This window comes from Bradyrhizobium murdochi (assembly GCF_000472965.1).
Taxonomy (GTDB): Bacteria; Pseudomonadota; Alphaproteobacteria; order Rhizobiales; family Xanthobacteraceae; genus Bradyrhizobium; species Bradyrhizobium murdochi.
On the sequence record NZ_AXAU01000001.1, the window covers coordinates 640,870 to 662,033 of the forward strand.

The following is a 21,164-nucleotide window of genomic DNA, read 5'->3' on the forward strand; positions in this document are numbered from 1 at the left end:
CGAGCGCGCTCGTGGTCGGGCGAAGCCTTGGCGGAGACGGGACCCGCGCATCCATCACTCTTGAAAAGATGATGGATTGCCGGGTCAAGCCCGGCAATGACACCGTAGTGGTAATTCACGGAACTGTTGGGGCTGACATTCGTCATCTCGACCGCTATATCAACCCGGCCCGGCACGTCCGGGCTTTTGGCGTTCGAATGGATAGGACAATGACGGGTACGACACGATCGAGCGGTGGCCTCGATGACCGCCGCAAGCGGCTTTTATTTCGCTGCTGGCATCGCGGCACCCGTGAGATGGACCTCATCCTTGGGCGCTTTGCGGATGCCGAGATATCGGGCATGCGCGATGACGATTTGACCGAGCTGGAACGCCTGATCGAGGTGCCAGATCCCGATCTCTACGCCGCACTGACCGGCGACAAGCCGCTCGATCCGGAATATGCGACCGCGTTGTTCGAACGTATCAAGGCGTTTCGCGCTGTGGATCACGAAGCATGAAGGCGCCCGTTAAATCGCCCGCCGCGCTGCTGGCACCCGGCCGCGCACTGACGTTTGCCAATGTCGCCGAGGGCGCGGAGGGGCTTGTCGTCTCCGACCTCGCGCGCGCGGTCGCAGCCAAGCCGAAACCGCCGGCGGTCAGCCTTGCCGTGGTCTGCCGCGATGGTCCGCGGATGCAGCAACTGGCGCGGGCGCTGGAGTTTTTCGCCCCTGATTTGCCCGTGATGCAGTTTCCGGCCTGGGACTGTCAGCCCTATGATCGGGTGTCACCGCATGGCGGCATCCTGGCGCAGCGGCTGACGACGCTGGCGCGGCTATCGCGCCTGCAGGGCAGCGACAAACCGCTGATCGTGCTGACGACCGTCAACGCCATCGTGCAGCGCGTGCCCGCGCGCGAGGTGGTAGCGGCGCAGGCGCTGTCGGTCGCGCCCGGCCATGTCGTACCGATGGATTCGATCGTCGCCTGGCTGGAGCACAATGGCTACAACCGCTCCTCGACCGTGCGCGAGCCCGGCGAGTACGCCGTGCGCGGCGGCATTCTCGATCTGTTTCCGGCCGGGCTCGACCAGCCGGTGCGGTTCGACTTCTTCGGCGACTCCCTCGAATCGATCCGCACGTTCGATGCGGAAACCCAGCGCACGCTGCTCGACATGCGCGCGCTCGATCTGGTGCCGATCTCGGAATTCCAGCTCGTCACCGAAACCATCCGCCGCTTTCGCATGGGCTATGTCGCGGCGTTCGGCGCGCCCGAGCGCGACGATCCGCTCTATGAGGCCGTCAGCGAAGGCCGCCGCCATCCGGGCATGGAGCACTGGCTGCCGCTGTTCCAGGAGCGGATGGATACGCTGTTCGATTATCTCGACGGTGCGCCGGTCGCGATCGAACCGCAAGGCGAGGACGCCGCGCGCGAACGCTTCAAGCAGATCGCGGACTATTATGAGGCGCGGCGCGAGGCGCTGGAGCATCCCGGATCGGGCGCGATCTACAAGCCGTTACCTCCGGACCGGCTCTATCTGACGGAAGCGGAGTGGACGACGCGGCTAGGCGACGCCGCGGTGGCGCGGCTGACGCCGTTTGCGGTGCCGGAAGGGGCCGGGGACGTGTTCGACGCCGGCGCGCGGCAGGGCCGCAATTTTGCGCCCGAGCGCGCCGACACTTCGGCCAACGTGTTCGAAGCCGTCGTAGCGCATGTGCTGGCATTGCAGGCGCAACGCAAGAAGGTGGTGATCGCGCTGTGGAGCGAAGGCTCCCGCGACCGCATGGCCAGTATGCTCAGGGATCACAAGCTCGCCAATATCACCACCGTCAACGCCTGGCGTACCGTGCAGGCGACGCCGCGCAACGAGGCCATGCTGGCGGTGGTCGGCATGGAGAGCGGTTTCGAGACCGACGAATTCGCCGTCATCAGCGAGCAGGACATTCTCGGCGACCGCCTGGTGCGCCAGCGCAAATCAAGCCGCAAGCTCGACAATTTCATCTCGGAAGTCACGAGTCTTTCGACCGGCGATCTCGTGGTGCATGTCGAGCACGGCATCGGGCGCTTTGTCGGCTTGCAGACGATTGAGGTGGGCGGCGCGCCGCACGACTGTCTCGAACTGCACTATGCCGCTGAAACAAAGCTGTTCCTGCCGGTCGAGAACATCGAGCTGTTGTCGCGCTACGGCTCCGATCACGCCAATGTCGAATTGGACCGGTTGGGTGGCGGCGGTTGGCAGGCGCGCAAGGCCAAGCTGAAGAACCGGATCCGCGAGATCGCCGGCGAACTGATCAAGATCGCAGCCGAGCGGCAACTGCACGAAGCGCCGAAAATGCCGGTGCAGCCGCATGTCTATGACGAATTCTGTGCGCGCTTCCCCTATGAGGAGACCGAGGATCAGCTTGGCGCCATCACGTCCACGCTGAAAGACCTCGAAACCGGCCGTCCCATGGACCGGCTGATCTGCGGCGACGTCGGCTTCGGCAAGACGGAGGTGGCGTTGCGCGCGGCGTTCGCGGTCGCGCTCGAAGGCAAGCAGGTCGCCGTCGTCGTGCCGACCACGCTGCTCGCCCGTCAGCACAGCAAGAATTTTGCCGAACGCTTCAGAGGTTTTCCAGTCAACGTCGCGCAGGCGTCCCGGCTGATTCCGGCCAAGGAGCTGACGCAGGTCAAGAAGGGGCTGGCCGAAGGCAATGTCGACATCGTCGTCGGCACCCATGCGCTGCTCGGCAAGTCGATCAAGTTCAGGGATCTGGGCTTGCTGATCGTCGACGAGGAGCAGCACTTTGGCGTCAGCCACAAGGAAAAGCTGAAACAGTTGCGGGCGCAGGTGCATGTCTTGACGCTGAGCGCGACGCCAATCCCGCGAACGCTGCAGCTTGCGCTGACCGGCGTGCGCGATCTTTCGATTATCGCCTCGCCCCCGGTCGATCGCCTCGCGGTGCGCACCTTCGTGGCGCCGCACGATCCGCTGATGATCCGTGAGGCGCTGCTGCGCGAACGCTACCGGGGTGGGCAGGCGTTCTATGTGGTGCCGCGCATCGAGGACCTTGCCGGCGTCAAGGACTTCCTCGACAAGAACGTGCCGGAGATGAAGGTCGCGGTTGCGCATGGCCAGATGCCGCCGACCGTGATCGAGGACATCATATCGGCCTTCTATGACGGCAAATACGACATCCTGCTTTCAACCACCATCATCGAGTCCGGCCTCGACATCCCGAACGCCAATACGCTGATCGTGCACCGCGCCGACATGTTCGGGCTGGCGCAGCTCTATCAGTTGCGCGGGCGGGTGGGGCGCTCGAAGCTGCGCGCTTACGCGCTGTTCACGCTGCCGGCGCAGCAGAAGATCACCGCGCAAGCCGAGCGGCGGTTGAAGGTGCTGCAGTCGCTGGAAACGCTGGGCGCGGGCTTTCAGCTCGCATCGCACGACCTCGACATCCGCGGCGCCGGCAACCTGCTCGGCGAAGAACAATCCGGCCACATCAAGGAAGTCGGCTTCGAGCTCTATCAATCGATGCTGGAGGAGGCGATCCTCAACCTCAAGGCCGGCGTGGCCGAGCCCGCCGCAGACCGCTGGTCGCCGCAGATCACCATCGGCATGCCGGTCTTGATCCCGGAGGATTACGTCAACGATCTTTCGGTGCGGCTGTCGCTGTACCGTCGGCTCGCCGATCTCGATACCGACGAGGAGATCGACAATTTCGCCGCCGAGATGCGCGACCGTTTCGGCGTGCTGCCGGACGAGGTCCGCTATCTCTTCAAGGTCGCGGCCATCAAGGCCTATTGCCGCCGCGCCAATGTCGAGAAAGTCGACGCCGGTCCGAAGGGCGCGGTGATTTCGTTCCGCGACAACAGCTTTGCCCAGCCGGATCGCCTCGTCGCCTTTATCCGTCAGCACGGCCAGGCCGCGAAGGTGCGGCCGGATATGAAGGTGGTGTTCCTGCAGCAATGGAAAACGCCGGAAGAGCGGTTGATGGGTACGACCGAGATCTTGCGGCAGCTCGCCAATCTCGCGGAGAGCAAGAAGGCGGCGTAGTGTCTGTCATCATTGCGAGGAATTGTAGGGTGGGCAAAGCGAAGCGTGCCCACCATTTCGCAACAGCATTCTGGATAGATGGTGGGCACGGCGCAAAGCACGCTTTGCCCACCCTACGAAGCTGCGCTAAACGGCTGCCAGTTCATGACGCCGCCCGTTGCGCGTCTTCCTGCAGCCGTGACCGCAGCGATTTCACGGAATCGTTGGGCAGGAGCGTTGCAACCGTTACGGTTGGCTCCGACCGTGCGTCGCGCTGGCCGTGGCTGGTATGGCGCATCACGCTCGACAGCCGCCGTGCGATGGCGTGAGCCGACTTCAGGTCGGCCTCTGCAAAGACCACGACAACCGAGCCGTCATCCTGGGCGGCGCCGAAATCCATTTGCCGCATCAGGCGGCTGATGATCCGCGCGCCGTCGAATTGCGCGCGGGGGTGTCCGGGATCGAACGCAAAGCGCGCCACCGACAATCCGCCGCCGCGTTGCTGGGTCTGGTAGATAGCGCTGGCAAAGTCGCGCTCGAAGGCTTCCGGGGTGAGCAGACCGGTCCGCGCGTCGATCAGGCCATCGGCGTCGATGGCCTTCAGCGTGCGGCTCAGATGCGCTTCGAAGGCGTACTGGCGGATCAGCGGCAGCCCAATCGCTGCCACCTGGACAGCGTCGCCGGAGATGATCTCGAGGTTTGGCAAATCATAGGCCGGCGCCAGATCGCCTGCCGTCACGACGACGGGAAGATTGCGGAAACGGGCGTCCTCCGTCAGCACGGTGAGGAAGGCATCGACCACGCGCAGGCTGAATCCTTCGCCGAGCACGATGCCGTCGATGTCCCTGACGTTGAGATGCTTCGCAGCCGCCTCGATCGAAAGCGCGCCGACCACGCCGGTGCGCTCGCCAAGCGCGACCGACAGCGCCGGATAGGCGCCGCCGCGGCCGATCAGCAGCACGGTAGCGTCGCGCGCCGGATCGATATGCGACAACGCCATCGGCGCTGCCGGCACCAGCCGGCGCATCACGGTCGCATGCAATGACCGCACCCGAAGTGCGGCGCGCAGGCGGGCCGCCAGCCGGTCGGACCCGCCTTGCTGGGCGTGTGGGACTTGGCTCTGAAAGACTTGGCTCTGAAAAAAGGGAATGGCGTTGTCCGGAACAGGGTTCTGCGGGTCGATCGCGATCAGCGGCAGATAGGGCTGTCGCGCTGCGACCCGCACGGCCAGCTCCGCCAGTCCGGCTGCATTGGTGCCGGAGGTTTCGGCCAGCACGGCCGCCGGTTGCACCTGCTCGACCGCGCGCGCCGCATCCGTCCACCCGCTCTCGATCACCGGAAACAGTCGCGCGACATCGAGCGTGGCGGCAAACGACGGCCGTTTCGCGGTCGATACGACGAGGATCGGACCTTGCTGGGACATCTGCTGAGAACTCGGATCAGGCGGGCAATAGGATGCCACGATCCTAGTTTGCCGCGCTTAATGCGGCGTCAACGAGCGCCCGCCAGCAGCCTCTCAGGCGGCGTTGCTCCGATCCCGAAATGCTTCCACCATCAACGGGTTAAGTCCAAGTTCTGTCAGCGCGTCTCGGGCGCGGGCGTTGTCGAGCGCACGGCCGGCAAGCCGGTGGCCGCTGAGACGGTCCGGCAGCGCGGTCAGCAGCGCGCCCTGACCGAGCCGGCGCGCCCACTCCTGCAGGTCCTGCGCCAGGAATCGGTAGCCGCCGACGACCATCACGCCGGACGGCGGCGCGGTGATATTGACCGCGCCGGTGACGCGATCGAGCCGCGCCGCGTAATCCGTATCCACGTAGTCGCGCGGCGGCGCCGCGATCAGGGAATCACTCGGCGGTGGAGGCGGCGCATAGGCCGCAACCGGCACCATCAGTCCGCGTAGTCCCAGCGTGCCGCGCGGCGTCAGCAATATCTCGCCCGCGATCGACGATCCCGGCAGATCGCGCGGCGCCCCGTGGGGGCCCGGCTTGATCAGGGCCGGGGAGCCGTCTTCCGCGATCCGGCGGGCACCGAACAATCCGGCCTCGCCGAACAGATAGACATCCGTCAGCGTCGCCTGTTTCGCGGCCCAGCACGCACTGGAGCCGATCTGCTCCGGGGTCCGCCACAGGCCGATGACATTGCGCAGGCTCGGCATCCGCGCGCCGAGGTCCAGTTCGTCCAGCCGCAGCGCCAGTTGGGCGGGAGCGATCAGCGTGTCGCAGGCCTGCTCGTCGATCTGCTGTTCCAGCACCTCGTCGTCGAACGGATGGTGCAACACCAGTGTTCCGCCCGACAGCAGCCAGATCGCCAGCGACGAGGCGAGGCCGGCAAATGACATCGGCGAGAAGGCCGATAGGATGGTCGCGCCCTGCGGCACGTCGCTTTCGAGGGAGATGGCAAGGCCGCCCGCAATCAGGCCGAGATGGGCGCGCGGGACCGGCCGAAAGCCGTCCGGGGTGACATCGAAGGAAATCAGCGCCGCCTTGCGGCCGTCCTGGACCACAGCGCGCGTGGTCGGGGATTCCCGGAAGATGGCATTGTCGAGCGAGGCCATGCCTTCGGGTAGCTCGCCACCGAAGCCGCAGACATGGCGGATCGAGAACGCTTCGGCAGCAGCGTTCAGGGCGAGATCCGAGTAGATCACGCCGTCGACCTTGCCCGAGCTCACGATCGCCCGCGCGGCGGTGCGGTTGAGCGCCATGGTCAATTCCGACTGCCGCCAGAGCAGCGGCAGCACCGCGACGACGAGGCCGGCGCGGAAGGCGGCGAGCACGGTGAGCGCGAATTCGATCGTGTTCGGCAATTGAACCGCGATCACGGAATTGGACGGCAAGCCGGATTCGATGAAGTGCGCGGCCAGCGACGAGATCATGCGGTCGGCCTGCGCGAAGGTGAGACGCTTCGGCGGCTGGCCGGTGATGCGCTGCTTGTTGGGGGGATCGACCAGCGCCAGCGCGTCCGGCTGCCGTGCCAGGTTCCGTTTGAACAACGTATCGAGCGTTGGCGAAGCGGTGGGCTGGGTCACGGCGTTACTTCTGTCAGGGAGGGTGGATCGCTTGGCGAGTTCACTTCATTTCCGGCTTCTGCCACCAGGTTTCCGGCAGATAGCCCGTCAACGCGGTCGCTGTAGGTTGTTCTATCCGATTCCACCGCGCAATCCATTGCTCCTGCATGTTAAACACTGGAATTGCGTAGAAGCCCGACATCAGGACGCGGTCGAGCGCCCGCACCGCGGAGACGAAAGGCGGACGTTCGCGCGCCTCGAGCAGGGCAGCGATCATGGCGTCGATCGCGGGCTCCTTGGCCCCCATGTAATTCCGGGTGCCGGGAATGTCGGCGGCTTGGCTGCCAAAGTAGAAGGACTGCTCGTTGCCGGGGGATAGCGACTGGTCCCAGCGGTTCTGTAGCATGTCGAACTCGTAGCCCAGCCGGCGCTGGTCGAACTGCACGGGGTCGACGACGCGGACGCTGGCCTCGATGCCGGCGCGCTTGAGGTCGCGCTGATAGGAAAGCGCAATCCGCTCCTGGTCGCGCGTCGTCACCAGGATTTCGAAGGTGAGCGGCGTCCTGGACGAACGCTGCCGCAGCACGGCTCCATCGAGATCGTAGCCGGCTTCCGACAGCAAGCTCAGCGCCTGGCGCAGCGTTGTTCGATCGCGGCCCGATCCGTCGGTGACGGGCAGGCGGTACGTGCCATCGAGAATATCCGGCCGGATCCGTGCGGCGAACGGCTTCAAGAGTTCGCGTTCGCGCTCGTCGGCCGGTCGGGCGTAGGCGGATAGTTCGGACCCTGCGAAGAAGCCCGCCGCGCGTGCATAGAATCCGAAAAAGTAATTGCGGTTGATCCACTCGAAATCGAACAGCAGCGTCAGGGCCTGCCGCACGCGGATGTCTGAAAACACCGGACGCCGCGTGTTGAACACCAGGAATTCCGAGGGCTGCGGCATTCCGGTCTTGATGGTGTCGCGGATCACTTCGCCGTTGCGGGCGGCCGGAAAATCGTAGCCGTCATGCCAGCGCAGCGGCTCGTGCTCGGCGCGAAAGTCATAGAGGCCACGCTTGAATGCCTCGAACTGGCCGTTGGCCTCGCGATAGAAGTCGAGCCTGATCTCGTCGAAGTTCCACAATCCACGATTCACCGGCAGGTCGCGGCCCCAATAGTCGGGATTGCGGGTCAGCGTGACGCTGGCCCCCGGCTTGACGGCGGTGACGCGATAGGGCCCGGAACCGACCGGTGCGGTCATCGTGGTTTCCTCGAACGTTGCCGGATCGACCGCATGCCGCGGCAAGACGGGCATCAGCCCGAGGATCAGCGGCAGTTCGCGGTCGTTGCCGCCGCCGAAATCGAACCGCACGGTGAGCGGATCGGGTGCTTCGGCCTTTACGACTTTGGAATAATACTGGCGGTGGTTGGGGCGCCCCTTGTCGCGCAGCAAGGCCCACGAAAACAGGACGTCCTCTGCCGTGACCGGCTCGCCGTCGGCGAAGCGCGCCCTCGGGTCGAGGTGGAACGTGACGTAGCTGCGCGCGTCGTCGGTTTCGACGGTTTTGGCCAGCAAGCCATAGAGCGTGAAAGCCTCGTCATTGCCGCGCGCCATCAGGCTCTCGACCACAAAGCTCCTGATCTGCGGAACCGCGAGGCCTCGGACGATCATGGGGTTGAGGCTGTCGAAGGTTCCCAAGGCGCCCCAGACCAGCCGTCCGCCCTTCGGCGCTTCGGGATTGGCGTAGGGCATATGCGTGAAACCGGCGGGAAGAGCGGGCGCGCCGTGCATCGCCAGCGCGTGGCTTTCGGCTGCTCTGGTTTCGTGGACCGGCCCAAGCGGCGTCACAGCCAGCGCCAGGGCAATGCCGGCGAGCACACGCAGGCGGATACGACCGGAGCGGATCATAGGCGGGCAGCGATCTGATTCGAAATTGCGCACGAAGAAAGCTTTACCATAGGCTTCGGCCTCGGCCTGCGGGGAACGCCAAAGATGCTTGTCGGCATTGATCTTTTCGTCTGCCGCTGTATTGAAGGCGGGCAGTTGATGACCGCGGGAACGCCGGTCACGTATCCGCCTCAATTGCCAACGAGACAGCCGCCCCAGCGCGGGTTGGTGTCGGTGCCTGTAGCGGTTTCGGGCGCTCCGGTTCAGAAAGGGTTTTCCGCAATGAATTTCCGTATCTTCGCCGCGTCGATTCGGCCGCGTGGGCAGATCTTGGCCCTGTTGGCGGCCTCGGCATTGTCGGCAACGTTGATTGCGTCGGGCGCGCAAGCTCAGCAGCCCGCGCCAGCGCCCGGGGCCCCGAAGGCTGCCCCGGCGCCTGCCGCTCCGAAAGCGCCTCCGAAGGCTGCCCCCAAGGGTCCCGCCGGCGCTCCAGCGGCACAAGCCCCTCCGGCTGGCGCTCCCGGCGCCGCCCCGCCCCAGGAGCAGCAGGTCCAGCTAATCTACGCGCCCTGGACCAAGTTCTGCCTCAAGGGTCAGGAAGCCGGCGCCAAGCAGGTTTGCTTCACTGGCAAGGACGGCCGCATCGAGTCGGGCCAACCCGTCATCGCCGCCGTCATCATCGAGCCGGAAGGCGAGCCGAAGAAGCTCCTGCGCGTGACCTTGCCGCTCGGCATGCAGCTCGTGCACGGAACCCGGATCATCGTTGATAACAATCCGCCGCAGCAGGGCCCGTATGTGATCTGCTTCCAGAACGGCTGCATGTCAGACTACGAAGCAACCCCCGAGCTGATCGCCAACTTGAAGAAGGGCCAGAATCTGGTTGTTCAGGCGATCAATTCCAACGGTGCGCCGCTGACGCTGCCGCTGCCGCTCGCCGGTGAATTCGCCAAGGCCTTTGACGGTCCGCCGACCGATCCGAAGCAGTTCGAGGAAAACCAGAAGAAGCTTCAGGAAGAGCTGCAGAAGCGTGCTGAGGAGCAGCGCAAGAAGCTGGAGGGCACCCAGCCGGGCGCCACTGCAAATCCGGCGGCGAAGTAACAGCCGCGCCATTCGACAAAACAAAAGGCGCCCGACCAGGGCGCCTTTTTCGTTGCCGGAAGAAGAATGCTAGTTGAGCGACGGGTTGCGCGGGCGGTAGCCGCCGGACTTGTCCTTCACGAAGATCTCGGCCACCTGCGAGTGCCGGATCGGCTCGCCGGAATCGTCCGGCAGCAGATTTTGCTCGGAGACGTAGGCGACGTATTCGGACTCCGAGTTTTCCGCGAGCAGGTGATAGAACGGCTGATCCTTGTCAGGCCGAACCTCTTCGGGGATCGACAACCACCATTCCTCGGTATTGTTGAATTCCGGATCGATATCGAAAATCACGCCACGGAATGAAAACACCCGGTGGCGGACGATCTGCCCGATCTGAAACTTGGCGGTGCGCGCTTTGATCATGTCCCGTCGAATAGACCATGATTGTGGCCGATGCTAGGGGCAATAGGACGAATTAACCTTTACGCGTGGTGGCCATATCCGGCGCCATCTCCCCAAAATCACTGACGAAAAGACGCTTGACGAGATGGTCGATATCCTCAACCTCGCGCTTCCCTATTTTGGCCTGATCTTCATCGGCTTTGCCTGCGGCAAGACCCGAAGGCTGCCGGAATCGGGCCTCGCCTGGATGAACTTCTTTCTGCTCTACGTCTCGCTGCCGGCCTTGCTATTCCGCATCATGTCGGAGACGCCATTTTCCGAACTGAACAACCCGCCATTTCTGATCGCAACCACGCTGGCAACCGTGAGCGCCTTCGTGCTTGCCATGGTGGCAGGCCGCATCATCGGCGAACTGTCGCTGCGCAAGGCGACGATGGCGGGTCTAGCCGGCGCTTACGGCAATATCGGCTATATGGGCCCCGGGCTGGCGCTGGCGGTGCTCGGAGCCAAGGCAGCCGCGCCGACCGCGTTGATCTTCTGCTGCGACAGCATTTTTCTGTTCACGATCGTACCGCTGCTGATGGCGCTGAGCGATCGCAAGCATCCGTCGTTCCTGTACGCCATTGGCGTCGCCGCGCGGCAGATCGTGCTCAATCCGCTGATCATGTCGGCCGCCGCCGGGGCGCTTGTCGCGGCGTTGCACATTCAAGTGCCGGTCGCCGTCGACAGAACCTTGCTATTTCTCCAGAACGCGGCGGCACCGACGGCGCTGTTTGTGCTGGGCGTGACCGTGGCACTGCGGCCGTTTGATCGGGTACCCTGGGAAGTGCCGGGCGTGATCGCGATCAAGCTCCTGATCCATCCGCTCATCGTGTTCGGGCTGATGCTGCTGTTCGGCCCGTTCGCGCAGCCCTGGGCCGCGACCGCGGTACTGATGGCCGCGCTGCCGCCGGCGCTGAACGTGTTCGTGATGGCCCGGCAAAACAACACCTGGATCGAGCCGGCGTCGGTCGCCGTCCTGATCGGAACCTTTGCCTCCGTAGTCACGCTGACCAGCGTGATGTGGTTCATCCAGAGCGGGCGGCTGGCGTTTCCGTAAGCGTGACACAAAATCGCGAAAACAACCCCATGCAAAGTAGAGTGGGGCTAGGTTCGCAGCCCTCACGCTGGCGTCCGGGGCTAGCTCACGCGCTTCCAGGTCGGCGCCAGCCCCTCGCGCATCGCAAGCCGCCGCAGCGGGCCGAACGAGCCGAGGAGGTGCATGCCGACAGCGCGCAGCGATTGCATGGGCAGGAAATCGCTAAGCAATGAACGGTTGGCGACATCGATCGCGATCAGCCGGCTAGCGACGTCGGCACGGCGCGCGGATTGATAGCGCGCCAGCACGGCCAGCGACCCCGGATCCTCGCCGCGCGAGATCGCATTGCCGGCGATATCGGCGATATCGGCCGCATCGCGCAATCCCATGTTGAGGCCTTGGGCGCCGATCGGCGGCACCACGTGGGCGGATTCGCCGACCAGCGCGACACGATGGCTGGCGAACTGTTCGGGACGCTCGATCGTCAGCGGAAACAGGTTGCGCCCGGCTTCCACCTGGACGCGGCCGAGAATGGAGTGCGACTGTCTTTCCGTGGCTTCCGACAATTCCTCGTCACCAAGCGAGATCAGCCGCTCCGCTTCTCTGGTTTCCGAAACCCACACCACGCTGCAGCGGTTGCCGGGCAGGGGCACGAATACGCATGGACCCTGGGCGGTGTGAAACTCGGTGGAGATGCCGTTGTGCGGTCGAGAATGGGAGATGTTGAAGGTCAGCGCCGACTGATGAAGGTCGCGGCGGCTGGTCTTGATACCGGCCGCCTCGCGGGACGGTGATTGCCGCCCGTCTGCGCCGATCACGAGCCGCGCAGAAAGTTGCTCGCCCTTACCGGCACGGATGGCGACGATCGCGTCCTGCGGGTCGATCGCGGCGGCCTCATCGTCAAATCGAGTCAAATTGGAAAGTTCAGCGGCGCGCTCTTCGAGGGCAACCATTAACGATCGGTTGTCGATGTTGTAGCCGAACTGTTCGAGACCGATCTCGTCCGAGGAAAACCGCACCTCGGGCGCGCGGATCAGCCGGTCGGTGTCGTCGACAAGGCGCATGATCCGCAAGGCGGCCGCCTTGTCCCGGCAGCGCGGCCAGACCTCGAGACGTTCGAGCAACTCGGTGGAAGCCCCCAACAGCGCCGTGGTGCGGTTGTCGGCATAGGGGGCACGACGGGCGAGCAGGGCGGTTCTCGCACCGGTAGCGGCCAGCGCGACGGCTGCCGTCAGGCCCGCCGGCCCGCCGCCGATCACGGCAGCGTCATAAACTTGAGATGCGTCATTCATATCGAGACAATTGACGCTCGGGCTGGCATTTTCAAGCCATCAACCGGCCGAAATGTTTCCGCTCAATCGCGCGGCGGAACGCCGCAAAAGCGCCGATATGCAAATAGCAGCGATTCCTGATAGCACTGCCGAGCCAATGGACCAGACCACAGAGCCAGATTCCGCCCCCACGACCATCCGAATGCGAACCGCCGCATTCGCCGTACACATTTTCACGGCACTGGGCGCGGGCGTCGCGCTGCTGGCGATGCTCGAGGCCGTTCGCGAACATTGGGCCAGTATGTTCGGCTGGCTCGGCGTCGCCTTGATCATCGATGCCATCGACGGGCCGCTGGCGCGAAAGCTGGACGTTGTGCGGCTGCAGCCGAACTGGTCGGGCGACGTGCTCGATCTCGTCGTCGATTTCGTGACCTACGTCTTCGTTCCGGCCTATGCCATCACCGCGAGCGGGATGCTGCTGCCGGTGGCGGCGCCGCTGCTCGGGATCGGCATTATGGTTTCCGGTGCGCTCTATTTCGCCGACCGGCGCATGAAGGCGTCCGACAACCACTTCCGCGGCTTTCCGGCGCTGTGGAACGCGGCGGCGTTTTATTTGTTCTTGCTGCACCTGCCGCCGGCACTCTCCACTCTCGGAATCGCAATCCTGATCGCGCTCACATTCGCCCCGTTTCATGTGCTGCATCCGATCCGGGTGGTGCGGCTACGCTGGCTGACCCTGTGGCTGATGGCTATTGGAGCCGCGCTGGCGATCTATACGCTGATCCGCGATTTCGACGTGGGCACTCCCATCGTCGCCGCGCTGTGCGCCATTGCGGCTTACGTCATAGGAAGTGACGCCGTGATCCGGCTAATCAAGTCGTTCAAGGCATGATGGAATTATTGACCAGCCCGGAAGCCTGGGCGGCGCTGTTGACATTGACGGCGCTGGAAATCGTGCTCGGCATCGACAACGTCATTTTCATCTCCGTGCTCGTCTCGCGCATCCCGCCGGCGCAGGCCAAACGCGCGCGTCAAATCGGCTTGCTGCTGGCGCTGGTGTTCCGCATCGTGCTGCTCAGCGTGATGGTGTGGCTGATCGGCCTGACGGAGCCTGTCATCACGATAAGAAATGTCGAACTGTCCTGGCGGGACATCATCCTGATTGCCGGCGGAGCCTTCCTGATCGCGAAGGCGACGCATGAAATTCATGGCGAGGTCGAAGCGAGCGATGGCGAGGTCGATGCCGAACCCAGGGCCAGCGCATTCTTCTGGGTGATCGTCCAGATTATCATTATCGACATCGTGTTCTCCCTGGACTCGATCATCACCGCGATCGGTATGGCGCAGGATCTGGAGATCATGATCGCCGCCGTCGTGATCGCATGCGTCGTCATGTACGTCTCGTCGGGTCCGGTGGCCCGGTTCGTGGCCAATCACCCGACCACCAAGATGCTGGCATTGGCATTCCTGGTGCTGATCGGCGTGGCGCTGGTAGCGGACGGATTCCACTTCCATATCCCGCGCGGCTACATCTATTTTGCCATGTTGTTCGCGGCCGCGGTCGAACTGTTCAATGTGCTCGCCAGGCGCAACCGCAAGAAGGCCGCCAGACGGCCGGTCAGTTGACAAGCGGGCGGCGATGGCTTTCGTTGCGCACTCAAGTCGGGCGCTTGAACAAATACCGAGGGAGAGACTGTCATGACCAAGGCCGTGCGTGTGCACAAGGTGGGCGGACCGGAGGCCCTGGTGTATGAGGACGTCGAGGTCCCGGCACCGGGACCGGGTGAGGTTCGCATCCGTCAGCATGCCGTCGGGTTGAACTTCATCGACGTCTATTTCCGCACCGGCCTCTACAAGGCGCCGGGGCTGCCGTTCATTGCCGGCAATGAGGCCGCGGGCGAGGTCCTGGCCGTGGGCCCGGGCGTTACCAATTTTCATCCCGGCGACCGCGTGGCCTATTATTTCACGCTCGGCGGCTACGCCAGCGAGCGGGTGATTCCGGCCGACAAGCTGGTCAAGCTGCCCGACCACATCACCTATGAGCAGGGCGCCGTCCTGATGCTGAAGGGGCTGACGGTCTGGTACCTCCTGCACAAGACCTTCAAGGTCGAACCCGGCCATCGCGTGCTGATCCATGCCGCCGCCGGTGGCATCGGCCTTCTGGCCTGCCAGTGGGCGAAGGCGCTCGGCGCGCATGTGATCGGCACAGTCGGCTCCAAGGCCAAGGCCGATCTCGCGCTCGCCAATGGCTGCGATCACGTCATCCTCTATAACGAGGAGGACTTCGTCGCACGCGTGAAGCAGATCAGCCGCAATGAGCTCTGCGACGTCGTCTATGACGGCGTCGGCAAAACCACCTTCCCGGGCTCGCTGTCGTGCTTGCGGCCCCGCGGCCTGTTCGTCAGCTTCGGCAACGCCTCCGGCCCGGTGCCGCCGTTCCCGCTCGCCGAGCTCAACAATCACGGCTCGCTGTTTGCCACCCGGCCGAAGCTCAATGACTATGTCAGCACCCGCAAGGAATTGCTCGAAGGTGCCGACACGCTGTTTGCCGCCGTCATCAACGGCAAGCTCCACGTGCCGATCAACCACGCCTATGCGCTGAAGGATGCCGCCAAGGCGCATACCGAGCTGGAGAGCCGGGCGACGACAGGGGCGGCGATTCTGAGGCCGTAAAGTCTTTCCGTCATTCCGGGGCGCGATGCGCAGCATCGAACTATGGGGCGCTCTCGCGCCCCTGAGAATCTCGAGGTTCCGGGTTCACGCTTCGCGTGCCCCGGAACGACGATCGAAAGAGTCATGCCACCCGCCTTGCCGCACCTGCCTTGACCAAAATCGCATCGAGGCAATCGATCATCAGCGATATCTCCTCGCGCGTGACGTTGAGGGCGGGCATGAAGCGGAGCGCATCGGGCTGCGGCGAGTTGATGAGGACGCCGTCCGCGAGCGCTTCCGCTACGATCGACGCGCCGATCGGCAGCTTCAGATCGAGCGCCAGCAACAGCCCGCGGCCCCGGACTTCGCCGAGCCCGTGACGCGCGGACAGTTTCTGCAGCTCGCTTTCCAGGAACAGGCCGGCATCCGCAGCCGCTTTCAGAAATTCCGGCTTCGAAACCTCCTCAAGCACCGCAAGCCCCGCAGCGCACATCAACGGATTGCCGTTGAACGTGCCGCCCTGGTCGCCATGCTCGAAGCAGGAAGCTTGCTCAGTCGCGAGCAGGGCAGCCAGCGGCACGCCGCCGCCGATGCCCTTGCCGAGTGTCATGATGTCGGGCTCGATGCCGGCATGCTCATAGTGGAAGAGCTTTCCGGTTCGGCCCATGCCGGTCTGGATCTCGTCGACGATCAGCAGCAGGCCGTGCTCCTTGGTCAGCGCGCGCAGCTCTTTGAGGAATTGATCGGTTGCAGGCCAGACGCCGGCTTCGCCCTGGATCGGCTCCAGCATCACGGCGACCGTGTTGTCGGAGATCAGCGCCTTTACTGAATCGAGATCGTTGAGTTTGGCTTTGCGGAAGCCTGATACCTTTGGCTCGAACAGTGGCTCGAACGCCTTCTTGCCCGATGCCGACATGGTCGCGAGCGTGCGGCCGTGAAATCCGCCTTCGAAGGTGATGATTTCGAACGCGCCGTTCTTGTATTTCGTGCCGTATTTGCGCGCGAGCTTGATGGCGCCTTCATTGACCTCCGCGCCCGAATTGGCGAAGAACACCTGATCGAAGCAGCTCTTCTCGCGAAGTGCCTGCGCGAGCTTCAGGCTGGGACCGTTGTAGAACGCGGGGCTTGGTGTCAGCAGCAGTTTTGCCTGCGCGGCAAGCGCTGCGGCGACGATCGGCGGCGAATGGCCGAGGCAGTTGACGGCCCATCCCTGCATGAAATCGAGGTACCGCTTGCCGGCGTCATCCCAGAGATACGCGCCTTCGCCGCGAACGAACACGGCCTGCGGGCGGGCGGTGATGTTCATCAGCGCGTCGAACGGATGGGCAGCATGGGTCATGTCGATCTCCTTAGGGGGTTGGGGGAAGGGGCAGGCCGAAACGCAAGAAGGCCGCACTTTTGAGGGTGCGGCCTTCTCGAAAACTTGGCTGAAACTAGCTAATCAGCGTTGTCGTCGGACACGGCGCGACCCATCATCGTCGCGGGAGCGACGACGCAGGCAGGCGCGGCGGTTGGTCCGGTTCAGCTTCATGGCGATGGCCCATACAGCCGAACGGTGCGCCATGTCAAGCCGCGTCCGGTGTTCAGAATCCCGCGACGCTGCCGTGCAGGTCATACTGATCCGACCGCTCGATCTTCGCGGTGACGATCTCGCCGACCTTCAGCGGGCGGCGGCTGGAAAGATAAACGGCGCCGTCGATCTGCGGCGCGTCGGCCTTTGAGCGGCCCTTTGCGACCGTCGGCCCGACTTCGTCGATGATGATCTGCTGTCTGGTGCCGACCTTGCGCTTGAGACGGCGCGCGGAGATTTTCTGCTGCCGCGCCATCAGTGCGCTCCAGCGTTCCTGCTTCACCTCATCAGGCACGGCATTGCCGATCGCATTCGAGGCGGCGCCCGCGACCGGCTCGTATTTGAAGCAGCCGAGGCGATCGATCTCGGCTTCTTCCAGCCAGTCGAGCAGATAGGCGAAGTCGGAATCGGTCTCGCCGGGGAAGCCGACGATGAAGGTCGAGCGCAGCGTCAGCTCAGGACATTCCTCGCGCCATTTCTTGATCCGCGCCAGCGTCTTTTCCTGCGCGGCGGGACGCTTCATGGCTTTGAGGACGTCCGGGCTTGCATGCTGAAATGGGATGTCGAGATAGGGCAGGATCTTGCCCTCGGTCATCAGGCCGATGACTTCGTCGACATGCGGGTAGGGGTAGACATATTGCAGCCGCACCCAGGCGCCGAGATCGCCGAGTTCCTTGGCGAGGTCGAAGAATTTGGCGCGGACCTGGCGGTCCTTCCAGGGGCTTTCGGAATACTTCACGTCGACGCCATAGGCCGACGTGTCTTGCGAGATAACCAGCAATTCCTTGACGCCGGCTGCGACGAGCCTTTCCGCCTCGCGCAGCACGTCATTGGCCGGACGCGACACCAGGTCGCCGCGCAGTTTTGGGATGATGCAAAAGCTGCAGCGGTTGTTGCAGCCTTCGGAAATCTTCAAATAGGCGTAGTGGCGCGGCGTCAGCTTGACGCCCTGCGGCGGCACCAGATCAAGGTGCGGATTATGGACAGGCGGCAGGGCCCGGTGCACGGCCTCCAGCACGCTCTCATATTGCTGCGGGCCCGATATCGAGAGCACGCCCGGATAGGCGGCCTCGATCTGCTCGGGTTCCGCGCCCATGCAGCCGGTGACGATGACCTTGCCGTTCTCCGCCATCGCCTCGCCGATGGCGCCGAGCGATTCCTGCTTGGCGCTGTCGAGGAAGCCGCAGGTGTTGACGATCACGATGTCGGCGCCGTCATGCTTGCGGGCCAGCTCGTAGCCTTCGGCGCGCAGCCGGGTGATGATGCGCTCGGAATCCACCAGCGCTTTGGGGCAGCCGAGTGACGTGAATGAAATACGCGGCGCTCTTTCCATGTAATCGCCTGGAACCTGCATTTGAATTGTTCGGATATGCGATCCAACTAATTGATCTGATAGCAAAATTCAACCACTGGCCTGTTCCGGCGAGGAGAAAGTTTTGCTCGTTCGTGACGACCTGAACAGGAGCGAACATTTGCCGGCCAACGATCAGAAAAAGGAAAATACTGTATCATTAGACGTATGATCCGAACGCACAACTGGATAGCGACAACCGGCGGTCCTCACCTGCTGATTGCTGATGAACAACTCTCGCATTGGCAGGGTATTGAGCGATGGCGCGATCATAGCGATCCGGCTGACCAGAGCGACTATGCGCGTGCGTGCCGAGTAACGACTTGGCTGGGATCGATCGCCTGCCACCAAGCCAGCGCTGTTGTGTTATCTGGCGATGTTGGCGACATCGCATGGTACTGCAATAGTCAGGGTGATGGAGGCTATCTCGTCCAATGGCTTGGCGTTGATGACGAACGACTCATCGAGCCTGCATTGCGCACACCACAAATGCGAGACCTTCTGGAAAGTTCAGACGCCGAGCGGCTTGAATTTGAGACAGGTGCATCCGGTGCAATGTGGCTGATCGATGCATCGGAGCGAGGCTGCGATCTGCACGACAATCATCAATGTCTAGTGTTGCCGCCAGGCAGCTACCTCGCAAAGGCCGCGTACTACAGCTCTGCCGGGCTGTCGATTGTCGTTCGCGAAATCTGTCGGATCAGTTCACCACCCAACGAAGCTAGCTAGAGTTCGTGGCCAGACCGCAACCGCCTTCGGGCGGCAATCTTCTTTTGGGAATAGCCGGCAAGAAGCTTACATTCGTTGTCTCAGGAGCACCCAAGCGAAACAAAGCTGACTTTGGGCGCAGCGGCCTGTTGCATATCTAAATCTGCCTGATTGATGGGCACGAACTAGTCCTAATTACCCATAATTACAAGGCTTTGCGCCAGCGTCTGACGTGCTATGGATGCTTTGCCGGGTTAAGAGTTGATCGATGAGCGCTGAGTCGTCGCCGAAAATCGTTATTGTCGACGAAAGCCCGATCCGGGCCGCAATTCTGGAAGAGGGGTTGCGGGAGGCGGGCTTTACCGGCGTGGTCCATATCAGCGAAATGCAGAGCCTGCTGGCGCGAATCTATGCGCTCGACCCCGACGTCATCTTGATCGACCTGGAAAACCCCAGCCGCGACGTTCTGGAACAGATGTTCCAGGTCAGCCGCGCGGTACGGCGGCCGATCGCGATGTTCGTCGACCAGAGCGATGCGGCCTCGATCCAGGCCTCCGTCGATGCCGGCGTTTCCGCCTACATCGTGGACGGCCTGAAGAAAGAACGGATCAAGCCGATCCTCGACCTCTGCATTTCCCGCTTCAACGCCTTCTCCAAGCTGCAGGACGAGCTCGACCGCACCAAGTCGGCGCTCGAGGAGCGCAAGGTGATCGACCGCGCCAAGGGAATCCTGATGAAGGTGAAGGGCCTCACCGAAGAGGAGGCCTATGTGCTGATGCGCTCCACCGCGATGCGCGAGAAGAAGAAAATCGGCGAGATCGCGCAGTCGATCCTGACCGCGTCGGAGCTACTGAAATGACGACACCGCTGCATATCGGCTTCATTCCCCTCGTCGACGCGGCCGCGCTGATCATCGCCGTGGACAAGGGCTTTACGGCCGCCGAAGGGCTCGATGTCACGCTGGTGCGTGAAGTGTCGTGGTCCAACGTCCGCGACAAGCTCAATATCGGCATGTTCGACGCGGCGCATCTGCTGGCGCCGGTGGCGATCGCCTCGAGCTTGGGGCTGGGCCACGTCAAGGTGCCGATCGTGGCGCCATTCAATCTGGGCCTCAATGGCAACGCGATCACGGTATCGCCGGCGCTGCACGCCGCGATCATGAGCGAGATCGACGGCGACCCGCTCGATCCCATGGCCACGGCACTGGCGCTCGCCCGCGTCGTTGCCGCCAGGCGCAAGAGCGGCGCGGAACCGCTGACGTTCGGCATGACGTTTCCGTTCTCCACCCATAACTACCAGCTCCGGTTCTGGATGGCGGCGGGCGGGGTCGATCCCGACGAGGATGTTCGCCTGGTGGTGCTGCCGCCGCCCTACATGGTGGACAGCCTCGCCAATGGCCATGTCGATGCGTTCTGCGTCGGCGCGCCCTGGAACTCGGTCGCGGTCGATCTCGGCGTCGGCCACATCCTGCATTTCGTCTCCGATATCTTGGTGCGCGCGGCCGAAAAGGTTCTCGCTGTCAGGCAAAGCTGGTCGGAAAAGAATCCGAACGCGCTGGCTGCGCTGATCCGGGCGGCTGCCCACGCCGCCGAATACATCGAGGAGCCCGGAAACCGCGCCGAGACCGCCCATATCCTGGCGCGGCCCGAACGGCTCGGCGTCGGCGCCGAGGTGATCCAACGCGCCCTCGACGGTCGACTGAAGATTTCACCGGACGGCCAGCAGCGCGAGAGCGGCCGCTATCTGCTGGTCGGGCGCGAGGGGGCGGGCCGGCCCGATCCGGCGCAGGCCGCCTGGCTTTACGCCCAGATGGTGCGCTGGGGACAGACACAGATGCGGCCGGATGCGCTGCGAACCGCCATGGCGGTCTTTAGGCCCGAACTCTACGACGCCGCCATGGGACGTCCGGGGGCGGCTCCCAACGCGCCTGGTGCCATCGGTGCCTTTGCCGGCCCCGCGTTCGACCCCGCGGATATCGCCGGGCATCTGGCGGCCTTCAAAATTGGGCATTGGAAGCCATAAGCCAGTAGATTGAAGCAATATTGGGCAATTGCAAAGATTGCCTAGCTCTTGGGCAGAATGCTCAGAAAGCATCTATGAAGCTGGCTTCATAGTTTCGAGTTCTTTGTCGAAACAGATTGAAATTTCAAGATATTCGCCGCGTCTCCATCTGGCACGCAACTTGTATGGTGC

The 21,164-nt window shown here is 63.5% G+C and carries 17 protein-coding genes; 10 read left to right on the forward strand and 7 right to left on the reverse strand.

What is annotated here, in order from left to right:
- The first annotated feature begins 209 nt into the window (after positions 1-209).
- On the forward strand, positions 210-500 hold the full coding sequence (locus YUO_RS0103295; RefSeq protein WP_028346012.1) for an FAD assembly factor SdhE: 291 nt from the start codon (positions 210-212) through the stop codon (positions 498-500).
- On the forward strand, positions 497-4,015 hold the full coding sequence (gene mfd, locus YUO_RS0103300; RefSeq protein ID WP_028346013.1) for a transcription-repair coupling factor: 3,519 nt from the start codon (positions 497-499) through the stop codon (positions 4,013-4,015). Before YUO_RS0103295 ends, mfd begins: the two co-directional genes overlap by 4 nt.
- A 142-nt stretch (positions 4,016-4,157) precedes the next feature.
- Here the strand turns inward: mfd and YUO_RS0103305 are convergent, their stop codons facing one another.
- The 3 genes from YUO_RS0103305 to YUO_RS0103315 all read right to left on the reverse strand — a co-directional run bounded on the left by YUO_RS0103305 (position 4,158) and on the right by YUO_RS0103315 (position 8,883).
- Positions 4,158-5,417 (reverse strand): hypothetical protein, encoded by a 1,260-nt coding sequence (locus YUO_RS0103305; RefSeq protein ID WP_028346014.1) that lies wholly within the window; start codon positions 5,415-5,417, stop codon positions 4,158-4,160.
- A 93-nt stretch (positions 5,418-5,510) separates the two neighbouring features.
- Positions 5,511-7,016 (reverse strand): AMP-binding protein, encoded by a 1,506-nt coding sequence (locus tag YUO_RS0103310; protein WP_028346015.1) that lies wholly within the window; start codon positions 7,014-7,016, stop codon positions 5,511-5,513.
- A gap of 40 nt (positions 7,017-7,056) precedes the next feature.
- The gene (locus YUO_RS0103315; RefSeq protein WP_028346016.1) at positions 7,057-8,883 is read right to left on the reverse strand and encodes an extracellular solute-binding protein; all 1,827 of its coding nucleotides are present in this window, start codon (positions 8,881-8,883) and stop codon (positions 7,057-7,059) included.
- A gap of 261 nt (positions 8,884-9,144) precedes the next feature.
- Between YUO_RS0103315 and YUO_RS0103320 the strand changes: the two genes are divergently transcribed.
- Positions 9,145-9,960: an invasion associated locus B family protein gene (locus YUO_RS0103320; protein WP_028346017.1), complete on the forward strand. Its 816-nt coding sequence runs from the start codon at positions 9,145-9,147 to the stop codon at positions 9,958-9,960.
- Positions 9,961-10,029: 69 nt separating this feature from the next.
- Here YUO_RS0103320 and hspQ read toward each other — a convergent pair whose 3' ends face one another.
- Complete coding sequence (gene hspQ, locus YUO_RS0103325; RefSeq protein WP_028346018.1) at positions 10,030-10,362, reverse strand: heat shock protein HspQ; 333 nt, start codon at positions 10,360-10,362, stop codon at positions 10,030-10,032.
- A gap of 124 nt (positions 10,363-10,486) precedes the next feature.
- Here hspQ and YUO_RS0103330 point away from each other — a divergent pair, with 124 nt between their 5' ends.
- The gene (locus YUO_RS0103330; protein WP_028346019.1) at positions 10,487-11,440 is read left to right on the forward strand and encodes an AEC family transporter; all 954 of its coding nucleotides are present in this window, start codon (positions 10,487-10,489) and stop codon (positions 11,438-11,440) included.
- Positions 11,441-11,520: 80 nt separating this feature from the next.
- Here the strand turns inward: YUO_RS0103330 and YUO_RS0103335 are convergent, their stop codons facing one another.
- Positions 11,521-12,711 (reverse strand): UbiH/UbiF family hydroxylase, encoded by a 1,191-nt coding sequence (locus YUO_RS0103335; RefSeq protein WP_028346020.1) that lies wholly within the window; start codon positions 12,709-12,711, stop codon positions 11,521-11,523.
- A gap of 136 nt (positions 12,712-12,847) precedes the next feature.
- On the opposite strand from YUO_RS0103335, the gene pcsA reads away from it, so the two are divergent.
- The 3 genes from pcsA (at position 12,848) to YUO_RS0103350 (ending at position 15,363) form a co-directional block, all read left to right on the forward strand.
- Positions 12,848-13,582, forward strand: coding sequence for a phosphatidylcholine synthase (gene pcsA, locus YUO_RS0103340; RefSeq protein ID WP_028346021.1), 735 nt, complete (start codon positions 12,848-12,850; stop codon positions 13,580-13,582).
- Positions 13,579-14,316 carry a TerC family protein gene (locus YUO_RS0103345; RefSeq protein ID WP_028346022.1) on the forward strand — a complete coding sequence of 246 codons (738 nt, stop codon included), beginning with the start codon at positions 13,579-13,581 and terminating at the stop codon, positions 14,314-14,316. The genes pcsA and YUO_RS0103345 overlap by 4 nt, the downstream gene beginning before the upstream one ends.
- 72 nt (positions 14,317-14,388) lie before the next feature.
- Positions 14,389-15,363 (forward strand): quinone oxidoreductase family protein, encoded by a 975-nt coding sequence (locus YUO_RS0103350; RefSeq protein ID WP_028346023.1) that lies wholly within the window; start codon positions 14,389-14,391, stop codon positions 15,361-15,363.
- 121 nt (positions 15,364-15,484) lie between these two features.
- Here the strand turns inward: YUO_RS0103350 and YUO_RS0103355 are convergent, their stop codons facing one another.
- Together YUO_RS0103355 and rimO are read right to left on the reverse strand one after the other, a co-directional pair.
- A complete protein-coding gene (locus tag YUO_RS0103355; protein WP_028346024.1) occupies positions 15,485-16,681 on the reverse strand; it encodes an acetylornithine transaminase in 1,197 nt (398 codons plus the stop codon).
- Positions 16,682-16,925: 244 nt separating this feature from the next.
- Positions 16,926-18,245: a 30S ribosomal protein S12 methylthiotransferase RimO gene (rimO, locus tag YUO_RS0103360; protein WP_028346025.1), complete on the reverse strand. Its 1,320-nt coding sequence runs from the start codon at positions 18,243-18,245 to the stop codon at positions 16,926-16,928.
- Positions 18,246-18,431: 186 nt separating this feature from the next.
- On the opposite strand from rimO, the gene YUO_RS44490 reads away from it, so the two are divergent.
- From YUO_RS44490 to YUO_RS0103375, 3 genes are all read left to right on the forward strand, one after another.
- Positions 18,432-18,992, forward strand: coding sequence for an Imm21 family immunity protein (locus tag YUO_RS44490; protein WP_083754443.1), 561 nt, complete (start codon positions 18,432-18,434; stop codon positions 18,990-18,992).
- Positions 18,993-19,239: 247 nt separating this feature from the next.
- Positions 19,240-19,830 carry an ANTAR domain-containing response regulator gene (locus YUO_RS0103370; protein ID WP_028346026.1) on the forward strand — a complete coding sequence of 197 codons (591 nt, stop codon included), beginning with the start codon at positions 19,240-19,242 and terminating at the stop codon, positions 19,828-19,830.
- Entirely contained in the window at positions 19,827-20,993 is a 1,167-nt protein-coding gene (locus YUO_RS0103375) for a CmpA/NrtA family ABC transporter substrate-binding protein (RefSeq protein WP_028346027.1), read from the forward strand. Before YUO_RS0103370 ends, YUO_RS0103375 begins: the two co-directional genes overlap by 4 nt.
- Positions 20,994-21,164: the final 171 nt, after the last annotated feature.